The sequence below is a fragment of the Lactobacillus amylolyticus DSM 11664 genome (genome assembly GCF_000178475.1).
Classification (GTDB): domain Bacteria; phylum Bacillota; class Bacilli; order Lactobacillales; family Lactobacillaceae; genus Lactobacillus; species Lactobacillus amylolyticus.
Map to the genome: position 1 here is coordinate 1 of NZ_ADNY01000046.1, position 13,874 is coordinate 13,874.

Here is a 13,874-nt window from a genome sequence, read left to right on the forward strand (position 1 = left end):
CAATTTGTTTGCTAATCCTTTTTTGTTTTTTCTAGATATTTAAATAATGGCAAAAATCTGTTGAGCAATTCCAAAGCAAAAGACCGCCAGGCTAGTTGCTCCTAAAATATCGGAAGGGTAGTGCGCTTTTAAACTCAACCGAGAGATGACGACCATCACCCAAATCCCCAATAAAATCAGGGCAAATCCTAAACCAAAATCTTTGCCAAACAGCTGCAGCAAAATCAACACCATGGTTGTTGCTCCAAGCACGTGCCCGCTTGGAAAGCTGTAGCCATCATCCAAATCGGATGCCATAATTGGTCGCCGACGCTTGATGGAATGCTTTAACAAAATTCCGAGCAAATCAGTAATGCCAAGGGTACCTAAAACCCAAAGGGCAGTTGTATAGTGATTTTCGTTAATTAAAGCGCTGGCCAATAGGACAGCCCAGACCACCATTAATTTTGGATCGTTCAAAAACGCAATAATCTGCCATTTAAAACCATCTCGCTGCTTCACTAATTTGTGGTGAAGCCAGTGGTCAAAAAGATTGAAGCGTCGTGAGGTTTTAATATTGAAAATTAATATCAGCAAGATAAGTGCTGATACCAATGAAACAATAATTTTATCCATTCTTTCTTTTCGTTCCCTAATTTAAGCAAAATTCATTCAACTGTTATTCTAACAGGAATTTAAAATAAGTCGCGGAATTTGAATAAAACTTAAGAATTAATTTTCTTCATCGAAGACAATTTTATCGTTGATTGGGTAAGTGATTAACTTATCGCTATCCAAGTTTTCTTTGTGCAGATCAACCTCGGTGATGCGCTTGTTGTTGTAGCTGGTGTAGTAGAAGGCACCGGTATCCAAGTTGGTATCATCTGAATAAATAGTGTATTCAAATTGGTTTGGTGCTACTTCATCCAAGCCTTTTTGTTGTTCAACAGAATGCAAAATATGGAAGTAGGTATCAACATTTTCTTCTTCGCTGTTATGTTTAGGAGCGTTGAATTTATTGAAGGCTACTCTGACTAAGCGAGATTCTGAGTCCATGCCGCCTGGCAAGTTGTGTGAGCTAAGACCACGGCTGTAGCCATTGAAGTTGACTTCTTTTGAAAAAGTATTGACTGGCATAGCTGGTGAAAGACTAGCGTAATTGTCAAGGTTGGTCAGTTGCTTAAGGAATTGTGGGTTGTTGGTCAAAAGCTTTTTAGCTGCATCAACGCTGGCACATTGACCTAAAACCCATGGAATAAATTCAAATGGGGTAACGTTGTCTTTTCCTTCTTGAACATCAAAGGCTTTGAAGTTGTCAGGATAGTTCAGGCCGGCCATGCCCAAGCCTTTTTCATTGGCGGCGTCGAAGTAGAGTGGATATTCATCAGCTACTAAGGCGATTCCGATTAAGGCATAATGCTGCTTCATATCAGGCATTTTGCGGTATTTGAAATTGTAATTGCGTGGGGTAATTACAACTTCTTGACCAAATGAAATTTCAAGGTCGAGGTTGCGACCAAATTAGTGATCCTTAGGACTAAAAACTTGATGTGCACATATGCTATATCTCTTTTCATGTACACTAAATCATTATAATTTCTAATAATAGTGAAAGTTTACCTTTTTGGATATAGGGAATCAAGACGTGCAGCCAGATTTATGGAATTTTAAGAAATTTCTTTCTAACGCAAAAATGACCATCCCTTGTGGGACGGTCATTTCACTTAATTGGAGGAGAGTACAGGATTTGAACCTGCGCGCCAGGGATAAACCTGGTTCGCCGGATTTCGAGTCCGGTGCATTACCACTCTGCCAACTCTCCAAAACAAAATTATTATAGCAATCTTTTCAAAATAGGTAAAATAAAATCCTAAAATAATTGCTTATAAATATTTACCAATCAATATAGAAGAAAAAATTATAGAAGAAAAAATTGTGATTGCCATATATAAAACAATGTCATAAAATTAAAACGAAATGAGAGATTGGAGCGTGTGTTCCAACCCATTTTGGTATATTCACTTCTGTTGAATTAGAGAATAACGGTGAAAATTATGACTCATGAAAAGCATAATGCTCCCCAGCTGAAAAGAACTATGTCTGCGGGACAAATGGAAATGATCTCTCTTGGCGGTGCCATCGGGGTTGGTTTGTTTATGGGGTCAAGCTCAACGATTAAATGGACTGGGCCTTCGGTTTTGCTGGCTTACATGTTTGTCGGCCTCATTTTGTACATCGTCATGCGTGCTCTGGGTGAAATGCTGTACGTCAATCCCGGTACTGGCTCCTTTGCCGATTATGCAACCGAATACGTGCATCCCTTGGCCGGCTATCTAGCGAAATGGGCGAATGTCTTCGAATATATCGTGGTTGGCATGTCCGAAGTCGTTGCCGCGACTGAATATTTGAAATACTGGTGGCCACACATCAGCGCTCTGTGGTCAGGCATTATCATCATTGCTTTTTTGCTTTTAGCCAACCTGGCATCCGCCAAAGCCTATGCCTCACTTGAATTTTGGTTTGCCATGATCAAAGTCATCACCATTATTTTGATGATCATCCTCGGCTTTATCGTTATCTTCTTCGGTGTGGGCAACAGCGGTCATCCAACTGGCTTTTCCAACTTGTGGGCTCACGGTGGCTTCTTTACCGGCGGAGTGAAAGGCTTCTTCTTCTCCATGTCGATCATTGTCGGTTCATATGAAGGAATCGAATTGCTCGGAATTTCTGCAGGGGAAGTAGCCAACCCGAAAGAAGCGATTGCTAAAAGCGTTAAATCAGTACTTCTAAGAATTTTGATTTTCTACGTTGGTGCGATTTTCGTAATTGTCACTATCTATCCATGGAATAAGTTGGATTCGCTGGGTTCACCGTTTGTTACGACCTTTGCTAAGGTGGGCATTACAGCAGCAGCCAGCATCATCAATTTCGTTGTTTTAACCGCGGCGTTGTCAGGAGCCAATTCCGGCATCTATTCATCGAGTCGGATGCTGTTCAAGCTTTCGCATGACGGGGATGCGCCAAAGATGTTCAAGCATATTTCCAAGAGAATCGTGCCTGACCGTGCAATCATGGGTATCTCAACTGGAATTTTCGTCGGTTTTATCCTCAACGTGATTGCTTCTAACTTTAATCACTCCGCGTCCGATCTGTTCGTGGTTGTCTTCAGTTCCTCAGTTCTGCCGGGAATGATCCCATGGTTCGTGATTTTGCTGGCGGAATTGCGTTTTCGGAAAAACAATCCGGATATTCTTAAAAAGCATCCCTTTGAGCTGCCGCTTTATCCATTCTCTAATTATTTTGCCTTTGTCATGCTTTTGGTAATCGTCATTTTCATGTTCATTAATCCTGACACTAGAATTTCGGTTATCGTTGGCGCCTTGGTTTTGATTGCGGCTACGATTGCCTATTTAGTTCGCCACAATAGAAAAACCACAAAATATTGAGTTCGTCTTTGTAAAAAATCATATATATGGTAGTCTAAAAATGATTGTTTTTTTAAAAGGGGAATAAAAATGGCAATTTTGGAACAACCATATTTGGATCTGCTACAAAAAATCATGACAGAAGGCCATGATAAGAGTGACCGGACTGGTACCGGCACCAAGAGTCTTTTTGGTGCACAAATGCGTTTTGATCTCTCAAAGGGCTTTCCTTTATTAACAACCAAGAGAGTTCCTTTTGGCCTGATTAAAAGCGAGCTTTTGTGGTTCTTAAGAGGAGACACCAACATTCGCTTCTTGCTGCAGCATAAAAACCATATTTGGGATGAATGGGCCTTTAAGAACTGGGTTAACTCAGATGAATATCAAGGTCCTGATATGACTGATTTTGGTTTGCGCTGCCAGAGCGATCCTGACTTCAACAAGATTTATCAAGAAGAGATGAAAAGATTCGATCAGCGCATCCTCGATGACGAAGATTTTGCCAAAAAATACGGCAACTTGGGCGACGTTTACGGTGCACAATGGCGTCACTGGGAGAAGCGCGATGGCAATGGCTTTATCGATCAAATTCATAATGTCATTGAACAAATTAAGCATACGCCGGATTCACGCCGCATGATTGTAACGGCATGGAATCCAGAAGACGTGCCAAACAGTGCGCTTCCACCTTGCCACGTAATGTTTCAATTTTATATTGCTGACGGCAAGTTGAGCGTGCAGCTTTATCAACGAAGCGGCGACATGTTTTTAGGCGTTCCGTTCAACATTGCCAGCTATTCGCTGCTTTTGAATATGATTGCCCGCGAAACTGGCTTAGAGGTCGGCGAATTCATTCATACTTTGGGGGATGCGCATATTTACCGCAACCACTTCAAGCAAGTTGAAGAGTTGCTAAGCAGAAAGCCTTATGATTCGCCACAATTGTGGCTCAATCCTGACAAAAAGAAGATCGAAGATTTCGAGATGTCTGATATCAAGGTCTTAGACTACAAGCACCACGACACCATTAAGGCGCCAGTCGCAGTATAGAGGTAAATTATGATTACGTTTGTATGGGCTGAAGATGAGCAGCATGGCATCGGCTATCAAGGACATTTGCCTTGGCATCTGCCGGCTGACATGAAGCATTTTAAAGAAAAAACGCTGGGTCATCCCGTTTTAATGGGAAGAAAGACTTTTGCCAGCTTGCCGCACCTATTGCCTAAAAGGCAGCATTTGGTGTTAACGCATAATATTGATTTTCAAAAAAAGTACGTGGACAATCCGCAAGTTTCAGTCTTCTTGAATGAGCAAGACCTATTAAAATATCTGGCTGCTCATCAGGCAGATGATATTAAAGCCATCGGTGGCGTCTCAATTTTTAAACTGCTGGAGAAACAGGTCGATGTGCTTGAAAAAACTGTCATTCATCACAGGTTTGAGGTTGATACCTACATGCCCGAGATCGATTATTCAGACTTTAAAATTATTAAAAAAGAGCAGCATGAGCCAGATGAACGCAACAAGTTTGCCTATGATTTTCTGACTTATAAAAGAAAGTAAAGAATCCCGCATTTTTGCAGGATTCTTTTAGTATAAGTTATAATATATGCATAGATTTTTAGGTGAGGGAAAATTTATGGACGAAAAGCAAACTAGTTTAAATGGTCTGACGCACGAAGAGGTCAAGCAGCGCGTCCAGTCTGGCAAAGTCAACAAGGCGGTGGACGATCAGATTGGCTCTTTCCGCAACCGTGCTTGCCCGCCAGTAGGTCATGCTGCACGATATGAAGAGCATCGAAGCTTTGGCGCATGTCAATGTCCTTTGCGTCGATAAAACCGGGACCATTACCGAGCCGAAGATGGGCGTTGAAAAAGCCATCGTTTCAAAGGCCAGTCCTGCATTGAGTTAAGACTAGCTCCACCAAGAGATTGCTGATTTTGCCAAAAACATGCCCGCAGATAATTCCATGATGAAGGCTATCCATGACTTTTTCAAAAATGGCGTGTGCGAGGCGACGCAAATTGTTCCCTTCACCTCAGTTAACAAGTTTTCGGCTGTAGTTTTTGATAGTAAAACTTTAGTTATTGGCGCGCCGGAAATGGTACTGCGCGATCAGTTCGCCGAATACAAAGATTAATTTGAAAGCTTTGCCAATTAAGGCTACCAGGTTTTGATCGTAGCGGAATATCCAAAAGTCTTGAGCGAGGATAATTCTGCCCTGACTGAAGCGGTTACGCCTTTGGGCTATATTCTACTGACCAATCCGATTAGAAAAGAAGCCAAATCCACCTTCCAGTATTTTGCCAAGCAGAGCGTGGATATCAAGGCTATTTCCGGTGACAACCCAGTCACGGTAGCCCGCGTCACTAATCAAACCGAAATTAGCGGGGCAGATAAATATCTTGACGCGCAGACGATTCAAGAAGGCGGCTATGAGAAAGCGGTTAAAAACTGCAATGTCTTTGGCCGCGTTAAACCTGCGCAAAAGCGAAAATTCGTTGAGGCACTGCAAAAGCAGGGCAATACTGTTGCCATGACGGGTGATGGGGTCAACGATATTTTGGCAATGAAAAAAGCTGATTGTTCCATTGCCATGGCTTCAGGCAATTTAGCTTCGGTTCAAGCTTCGCAAGTGGTTCTGCTGGATTCAAATTTTGTCAGAATGCCAGAAGTGGTCAATGAAGGACGCCGCGTGGTCAACAATGTCCAGCGTTCAGCCAGTCTGTTTTTGGTTAAAAATATTTTCTCATTCCTGATGGCAATTTTTGCTTTGGTCATGACCATCAACTATCCGCTTCAGCCTTCACAAATTACGATGATTTCCGCTTTTACGATCGGTCTGCCTTCATTCCTGCTTGTACTTGAAGAAAATGAGCAGCGCATCCGCGGCAAATTCATTCCCAATCTGCTGGCAAAAGCCTTTTCAGGTGGTCTAACCGATTGGCTGGCCGTAGGCATTTTGGTAATTGCCGGTTCCTTCATCAATTTAGATCATGATCAAGTAGGGACCACGGCAACTATGCTGCTGATATTGGTCGGCATCATGGTTATGTATCACATTTCCGCACCACTGAAAAAATTCCGAGCAGCCGTCATGGCAGTCTCAATCATCGGCGTGATTTTATCCATCATTTTCTTGCATGGCTTGTTCTCATTAACCATACTGCGGACAAGATCAATCTTTGTTTTGCTCGTTTTGTTCTTTGCTGCGGTCACGGTCTTTAGATGGATGTCGCATATTTCAGATGGGATTGCCGAAGTGCTGGTCGTGTTTGATCAAAAAGGCAAAGACATGACTTTTGCTGACCTGCACGAAGCTTATCAGCGTGGCAGAAAAAATAATTAAAAAAATTATTTGACAATCTTAAAATCAGATGATAGATTATTAACAACGAATTAAAAAAACATCTTGAAAAGCAGAGTAGCTATCGTTTTTATTGTTAAAGAGAACTGACAGTTGGTGAGAGTCAGTCAATAAGGCATAGTGAACATGGGCTTGGAATGATGATTATCAGTGATATTTAGCTGATAACGGGTTTGCATCCGTTAACATTGCAAGCTGTTTCTTGACAGCTAATGAGGTTTATCCGCGTGAGCGGGTAGACGAATTAAAGGTGGTAAAACGAAGCACTCGTCCTTTTCAATGGGATGAGTGCTTTTTTCATTGCCAAAAGGGGGAATACAAATGAGAAGAAGACGCAGAAATACGATTGTTTGGTCAATTATTGTCCTGGTAATTCTAGTAGCCGGCTGGTTTAGTTTTGGACCAGGCCTCAACTTCGGAAGCAATAATTCCAAAGTTGTTACCGTCGGGGTTGTCGGCGAAAGCAAAGGTGATGAAGCAATTTGGAAGAGCATTGCTAAGACCGCCAAAGAAAAATATGGCATTACGATTAAAACCAAGAACTTTACTGACTACAACCAGCCAAACAAAGCTTTGAAGTCAGGCGATATTGACTTGAATGCCTTTCAGCACTACGCATTTTTGAAGTCTTGGAATAAGTCAAATGGCGGCGGCATTGTAGCAATCGGTAGAACCTACATTGCTCCAATTCGTCTTTACTCAAAGAAGTACAAGAAGCTGAGTGATTTGCCTGATGGTGCCACAATTGCCATTCCAAATGACGCAACTAATGAATCAAGAGCGCTCTTCGTATTAAAGAATGCCGGTTTGATTAAATTGCGTTCTGGCAAGACTTTGGTAACTGTAGCCGATATCACTGACAATCCTAACAACTACAAGATTAAGGAAGTAGCTGCCGAACAAACCGGCCGTGTTCTTTCTTCAGTAGACGCAGCCGTTGTCAACAACGACTATGCTAGCGCGGATGGTTTGACTGATAAGCAAGCAATCTATATCGAACCAATCAACAAGGATTCTAAGCAATGGATCAACATCATCTGCTGCAAGAAGGGTCAACAGAACAAGAAGATTTACCAAGAAGTTGTTAAGGCTTACCAAACCGCAGAAACTAAGAAGTTAATCAAGAAGTACTACGGCAACACTGAAATTGCAGCTTGGGACGTTAAGTTGAAGTAGGAGGACAGACGAATGGGCATTATTGAATTAGAACATATTAATGTAGATTTTCCGCAAAAAAAGGGTAAAACCGTTCGGGCAGTTCATGACGTCAGTCTGAATGTCGAAAAGGGCGATATCTACGGCATCGTCGGTTTCTCCGGTGCTGGTAAATCAACCTTAGTGAGAACGATCAATTTATTGCAAAAACCAACGGCTGGGAACATTAAGGTCGATGGCAAGGACTTCATTAAGGATGGCAAGCAGGTTATTTCCAACAAGGATTTGCAACTGGCTCGCAGAAAGATCGGCATGATCTTCCAGAATTTCAACCTATTAAATGAAACAACTGTCCTTGAAAATGTCGCTTTTGCTTTGAAACACTCTAAGCTGTCCGATGAAGAATTAGAGAAAAAATCCCTTGAATTGCTTGATTTGGTTGACTTAAAGGACAAGGCCAACTTCTATCCGGTTGAGCTTTCCGGTGGTCAGCAGCAGCGTGTCGCCATCGCCCGTGCTTTGGCCAATGAACCTGACATTTTGATTTCTGATGAAGCAACGAGTGCTTTGGACCCGCAAAATACGCAGCAAATTTTGGACTTGTTGAAGAAGTTGAACAAGAAATTGGGCTTGACGGTTATTTTGATCACGCACGAAATGGATGCCGTTAAGAAAATCGCTACCAAGGTTGCTGTCATGGAGAATGGTCAAGTAATTGAAAATGGCAATTTGAAGCAAGTCTTCTTGCACCCAAAGAAGGAGCTTACCAAACGCTTTGTTGGTGGTTCACTTGAAGCCATTTCAACTTTGTCTTCACTTAGCTTAGGCAAGCTTGGGCCTGATGAAGCAGTTTACCAACTGGTCTACAGCGTTGCCAACGTTACCAAATCGATTATCGTTGAACTTTATCGCGAAACCGGCGCAGAAGCTTCAATGCTTTACGGCAACGTGGAATTATTGAATGATGAGCCAATCGGAACCTTGGTTGTTTCAGTAAAAGGCGATCCAGAAAAGCAGAAGCAAGCTAGAGAATTCTTGGAGAAGCAAGACGTAACTTTGACAAGATTGGATGAAAAGGGGAATTTATATGATTAATTGGATAGCAAAAGTTTTACCAAATGTCTACCAACTTGGCTGGGGCGGAGACGCCGGCTGGGGTACCAGTATTTTTCAAACTTTGTTTATGACCTTCTGGTCAGCCATTTTTGGCGGAATCCTCGGAATCATCTTTGGCGTTCTGCTCGTTTTAACCAAAGAAGACGGCATCCATCCCAACAAGTTCTGGTACAACGTCTGTGACAAGATCGTTTCCATCTTCAGAGCCATTCCGTTCATTATTTTATTGGCCTTTATCGCTCCGGTGACGCAAAAAATCGTTGGTACGCAAATCGGAATGAAGGCAGCTTTGGTACCATTGACTTTAGGTGTTTTTCCATTCTACGCCCGTCAAGTGCAAGTTGCTTTGGAAAGTGTCGACTCAGGCAAGATTGAGGCTGCGCAAAGTTTGGGCGCAACCACCCGTGATATCATCTTCGATGTCTACTTGCGTGAATCTCGTTCTGAATTGATCCGCGTTTCTACCGTAACTGTCATTTCGCTAATCGGCTTGACTGCAATGGCTGGTGCCATCGGTGCCGGCGGTTTGGGTAATACCGCTATTTCATACGGTTATAACCGTTTCAACAATGACGTAACTTGGGTAGCCACTATTTTTGTTATCATCTTGATCTTTATCGTTCAAGTGGTCGGCGACTTCTTCGCTAAGAAATTAAATCATCAAAATCGCTAATAAGTTAATTTAGCAGCAGTTGAGTAAAAACTGCTGCTTTTTTATTGCAAAAAGAATGGAAATTAAAGCCCTTTACAGGTATTATAACAATGAAGATAGATTCTTATTTATTGCATAGTAAGGAGACTCAATATGACTGAAGAAAATTATCGTATTGAAAGTGACACAATTGGCCCAGTAAAGATTCCTAAAGATGCTTTGTGGGGCCCACAAACAGAACGCAGCCGCAACAATTTCCCTAGTGGCGAGTTAATGCCATTGGCAATTATCCGTGCATTCTTGCACTTGAAGAAGGCAGCTGCTGAATCCAACGTTGAAGTTGGGGATGAAACTCAAGAAAAGGGTGCTGCTATCGAGGACGCAATTGATCATCTTTTAGCATTAAGCGATGAAGATTTGCGCAAGGACTTCCCATTGCACGTGCTCCAAACCGGATCAGGAACGCAAAGCAACATGAACGTTAACGAAGTCGTTGCCAATTTAGCTAATAAATTGCATCCAGGCTTGGGCATTTTGCCAAATGATGACGTTAACCGTGGCCAATCTTCCAACGATACTTATCCAACAGTCATGAATATCGTAGCCATCGAGGCACTTGATCAATTGGAGCCTGCGATTCAGCACTTAATTGATGAATTGGTCGTTAAGGAAAAGAAGTACTGGAAGACGGTTAAAATTGGCCGGACTCACTTGCAAGATGCTACGCCTTTAACTTTTGGCCAAGAGCTTTCCGGCTACATTTCAGCTTTAAAGCATGATTTGTCCTACATCCAAAGCTTGAAGCCTACCTTATATGAATTGGCAATTGGTGGTACCGCTGTTGGTACTGGCCTTAATGCTTCCCCAGGGATGACTGAAAAGATTGCGGGCAAATTATCTGAAGTTTATGGTCATAAGTTTATCGTGGAAACGAACAAATTCTGGGGTCTAGCTCACCACTCCGGCTTGAACGTGGTTCATGGTGCCCTTAAGACATTAGCTTCTGACATGTTCAAGATTGCCCAAGATATTAGAATGCTCGCTTCTGGTCCGCGGGCTGGCTATGGCGAGCTCAATATTCCGGCTAATGAACCCGGCTCATCGATTATGCCGGGCAAGGTAAATCCAACTCAGGCTGAAGCAGTGACGATGGCTTGTGCCAAAGTATTCGGCAACGATACCACCATTACTTTCGCATCTTCTCAAGGAAACTTTGAATTGAATGTCTTTAAGACGGTGATGATCGCTAGCTTCCTTGACTCATGCAATATTTTAACGGGTGTTATTACCGGCTTTGCCGACAGAATGATTCATGGCTTGACTGTCAACAAAGACAGAATGAACGAATTGCTTGATAATTCACTCATGACGGTTACCGCGCTTTCACCACATATTGGCTACCATGCAGCCGCTAAAATTGCGCAAGCAGCTCAAAGAGAAGGTACGACTTTGCGTGAGGCTGCGCTTAAGAGCGGCAAGGTTACGGAAGAACAATATGATAAATGGATGGACTACATGCAAATGACGAATGTCGACAAGCATGAACCGGAAGAATAGGTTAGAAAATGGACAAATATATTTTTACTCCCAATCAAGCAAGTGAATTAGCAGATGAATATGATGCTGTTATCGTAGGTGCGGGCGGTACCGGCTTAACCGCGGCTTTGCAGGCACACGAATTAGGTCTTAAGGTTGCCGTCCTTGAAAAAAATAAGGGCTTGGGCGGCAACACCAACCGGGCTTCTAGTGGGATGAATGCCGCAGAAAGTTTGGTTCAATTGCAGCATGGCATTATCGATAATAAGGAAGACTTTTATCGGGAAACCTTAAAAGGCGGCGGTCTGCTCAATGACCGCGACATGCTGCGCTACTTCGTGGATCATGCTGCTATTGCTATTTCTTGGTTGAAAGAACACGGTATTGATTTGTCAGATTTAACCATTACCGGTGGGATGAGCAAAAAACGGGCTCACCGGCCAGCTTCGATGGCTCCGGTTGGCGGCTATCTGGTAACCGGCTTGCTTAAGCAATGCGAACAAGAACAGATTCCTGTTTTTAACCAAACTAAGGTAGAAAAATTGCTCAAAGAAGATGGCAAGATCACGGGCGTGGAAGCTGCAACTGCTGAAGGAAAGAAGACGATTCACGCTAAGGCAGTATTGCTTGCTTCCGGCGGCTTCGGTGCTTCAAAAGGAATCATCAAGAAATATCGGCCAGATTTGGCAGGCTACAAGACCACCAACCAACCTGGCGCAACAGGTGATGGTTTGAAATTGGCTGAAGCTATTGGTGCCCAACTCATACAGATGAACTTCATCCAGGTTCACCCAACCGCGCAGACTGATACTGATCATACTTTCTTGATTGGTGAGGGCGTCCGCGGCGAAGGTGCGATTTTGGTTAACAAGGCGGGCAAGCGTTTTGTCAATGAATTGAATACCCGTAAGATTGTGTCAAATGCCATTACTGGTCTTAATGAAGACGGGGCCTACTTGATTTTGGATCAAGGAATTCGCGATCACTTCAAGGCAATTGAATTCTATGATTCAGTAGGCCTGGTTGAACATGGAGCCAGCTTGAAGGAATTAGCTGAAAAGATTGGCGTTAATGCTGAGAACCTAGCAGAAACTATCGCTCAATGGAATAAGGCAGTAGCTGACCAAGAAGACAGTGAATACGGCAGAACAACCGGGATGGAACGCGGCATTGAAAAAGCGCCATACTTTGCTATTCACATTCATCCAGCTATTCACTATACGATGGGCGGCATTCATATCACGCCTGAGACTGAAGTCTTGGACGGTAACGGCAATGTGATCCCAGGCTTGTACGCTGCTGGCGAAGTATCCGGCGGCCTGCACGGCAATAACCGGATCAGCGGCAACTCGATTGCGGAAACGGTGATTTTTGGTCGGCAAGCGGGGATGCAGATTGCGAAGAAAATCAAAGATAAGTAAGAACTAACAGAATAAAAACAAAAAGAAGTGTTATCAGAAATGGTAGTGCTTCTTTTCTTTATTTACAGATTATCGTGCATTTGCAATATGAAAGTATATATAAGGGATGCCTATAATAAAGTAGCCCAAAAAATATTAAATTTTTTAAAATTAATTTTTTGCAAAATCTTTAAAAGCTTGCTAGATAAGGCATGGATTTGGATTAATAACAAAGACCTAGAATTTGATAATGGGCCAAAAAGCAAGTTACAAATTAAAAAACAGATGTTATATTTATCAGTGTAAACAAACAATTGAAGTTTTGTAGAGATTAATTTCAATTGCGAAAACAGAGTATCTTAATAAGAGAGAGGTTGTAGACGTATGTCAAAGAATAATTTTAAGGAACGGGTTCGGAAGATGGAACCTAAGCAAGAACGTTTCTCTATTCGTAAATTTACAGTAGGTGCTGCATCAGTTTTGATCGGTTTCACCTTCTTTATGAATGGTGGACAGAAGGCTCAAGCTGCCGAACAAAATGCTTCTTCTGACAATACCAATCAAGAAAGTGAAAAAGCTGCTAGCGATGAGTTCAGTAGCGAAACTGAACAAGCAGTAAGTGATCAACAATCACAAAACAAAGTTAACAACATTAGTGATTCAATTGATCAATTGAAAGCAACTGGTAGCAAGAAATCTGATGTTCAAGCCAAGGCTGCTCAAATTCAAAACCAAATTGATGCTTTAAGCGATGCTGAAAAGACTGCTTTAGCTGCTAAGCAAGGCGCTACTGATCCAGCTGCCTCAACTACTGCAGCTGCCAGTGATGAAAAGGCTGCTTCAAGTGATGCACCTAAGGCTGCTGATACTGAAGATTTGACTGTATCAACTAAGTCACTTACTGCAGCTACTTCTGCTAAGACTTTGGCAGCAAGTGCTGTGAAGGCTGCAACAACCACTTCAACTGCAACTCAAACTTCAAATGTTAGTGATTGGGCTGGATTTGTTAGTGCTTTGGAAGATGTTAACGTTGGTACTATTAATGTAACTAGTGACATTACTGTTACTGGTAACTTGGGTGGTCAATCACTTGGTTATAACGGTTGCCTTACTTTAAGTGATAAGAATATCGCTCGTACTGTTACGATTAATGGTAACGGCAACACCATTGACTTCGGGCACTACTCGTTAATGTTTGAAGATGCTAACCAAAAGAATGGATCAGCTTGAAACATTACCTTTG

The 13,874-nt window shown here is 42.5% G+C and carries 10 protein-coding genes, 1 tRNA gene, 2 pseudogenes and 1 other annotated feature; of the genes and pseudogenes, 10 read left to right on the forward strand and 3 right to left on the reverse strand.

The window, feature by feature from the left end:
- Positions 1-39 precede the first annotated feature (39 nt).
- The 3 genes and pseudogenes from HMPREF0493_RS05420 to HMPREF0493_RS05430 all read right to left on the reverse strand — a co-directional run bounded on the left by HMPREF0493_RS05420 (position 40) and on the right by HMPREF0493_RS05430 (position 1,801).
- The gene (locus tag HMPREF0493_RS05420; RefSeq protein ID WP_006352315.1) at positions 40-615 is read right to left on the reverse strand and encodes a phosphatase PAP2 family protein; all 576 of its coding nucleotides are present in this window, start codon (positions 613-615) and stop codon (positions 40-42) included.
- Between the two features lie 96 nt (positions 616-711).
- A pseudogene (locus HMPREF0493_RS05425) lies at positions 712-1,539 on the reverse strand (linear amide C-N hydrolase).
- Positions 1,540-1,708: 169 nt separating this feature from the next.
- Positions 1,709-1,801, reverse strand: a tRNA-Ser gene (locus HMPREF0493_RS05430).
- A 232-nt stretch (positions 1,802-2,033) separates the two neighbouring features.
- Between HMPREF0493_RS05430 and HMPREF0493_RS05435 the strand changes: the two genes are divergently transcribed.
- From HMPREF0493_RS05435 to HMPREF0493_RS05485, 10 genes and pseudogenes are all read left to right on the forward strand, one after another.
- Positions 2,034-3,425 (forward strand): amino acid permease, encoded by a 1,392-nt coding sequence (locus tag HMPREF0493_RS05435; RefSeq protein WP_006352317.1) that lies wholly within the window; start codon positions 2,034-2,036, stop codon positions 3,423-3,425.
- A gap of 69 nt (positions 3,426-3,494) precedes the next feature.
- The gene (locus HMPREF0493_RS05440; protein ID WP_006352318.1) at positions 3,495-4,454 is read left to right on the forward strand and encodes a thymidylate synthase; all 960 of its coding nucleotides are present in this window, start codon (positions 3,495-3,497) and stop codon (positions 4,452-4,454) included.
- A 9-nt stretch (positions 4,455-4,463) separates the two neighbouring features.
- A complete protein-coding gene (locus HMPREF0493_RS05445; protein WP_006352319.1) occupies positions 4,464-4,967 on the forward strand; it encodes a dihydrofolate reductase in 504 nt (167 codons plus the stop codon).
- A 164-nt stretch (positions 4,968-5,131) separates the two neighbouring features.
- Positions 5,132-6,754: pseudogene (locus HMPREF0493_RS05450) on the forward strand (HAD-IC family P-type ATPase); the annotation flags it as partial.
- 54 nt (positions 6,755-6,808) lie between these two features.
- Positions 6,809-7,050 (forward strand) — a binding site (T-box leader).
- A gap of 43 nt (positions 7,051-7,093) precedes the next feature.
- Positions 7,094-7,948, forward strand: coding sequence for a MetQ/NlpA family ABC transporter substrate-binding protein (locus tag HMPREF0493_RS05455; RefSeq protein WP_040457289.1), 855 nt, complete (start codon positions 7,094-7,096; stop codon positions 7,946-7,948).
- Between the two features lie 12 nt (positions 7,949-7,960).
- A complete protein-coding gene (locus HMPREF0493_RS05460) occupies positions 7,961-9,022 on the forward strand; it encodes a methionine ABC transporter ATP-binding protein (protein ID WP_006352324.1) in 1,062 nt (353 codons plus the stop codon).
- Entirely contained in the window at positions 9,015-9,716 is a 702-nt protein-coding gene (locus HMPREF0493_RS05465; RefSeq protein WP_040457291.1) for a methionine ABC transporter permease, read from the forward strand. Before HMPREF0493_RS05460 ends, HMPREF0493_RS05465 begins: the two co-directional genes overlap by 8 nt.
- Positions 9,717-9,848: 132 nt before the next feature.
- Positions 9,849-11,252 carry a class II fumarate hydratase gene (locus HMPREF0493_RS05470; protein ID WP_006352326.1) on the forward strand — a complete coding sequence of 468 codons (1,404 nt, stop codon included), beginning with the start codon at positions 9,849-9,851 and terminating at the stop codon, positions 11,250-11,252.
- Positions 11,253-11,260: 8 nt separating this feature from the next.
- Positions 11,261-12,652, forward strand: a complete 1,392-nt coding sequence (locus tag HMPREF0493_RS05475; protein ID WP_006352327.1) for a flavocytochrome c — start codon at positions 11,261-11,263, stop codon at positions 12,650-12,652.
- 363 nt (positions 12,653-13,015) lie between these two features.
- Complete coding sequence (locus tag HMPREF0493_RS05485; RefSeq protein WP_006352329.1) at positions 13,016-13,861, forward strand: pectate lyase-like adhesive domain-containing protein; 846 nt, start codon at positions 13,016-13,018, stop codon at positions 13,859-13,861.
- Positions 13,862-13,874 lie beyond the last annotated feature (13 nt).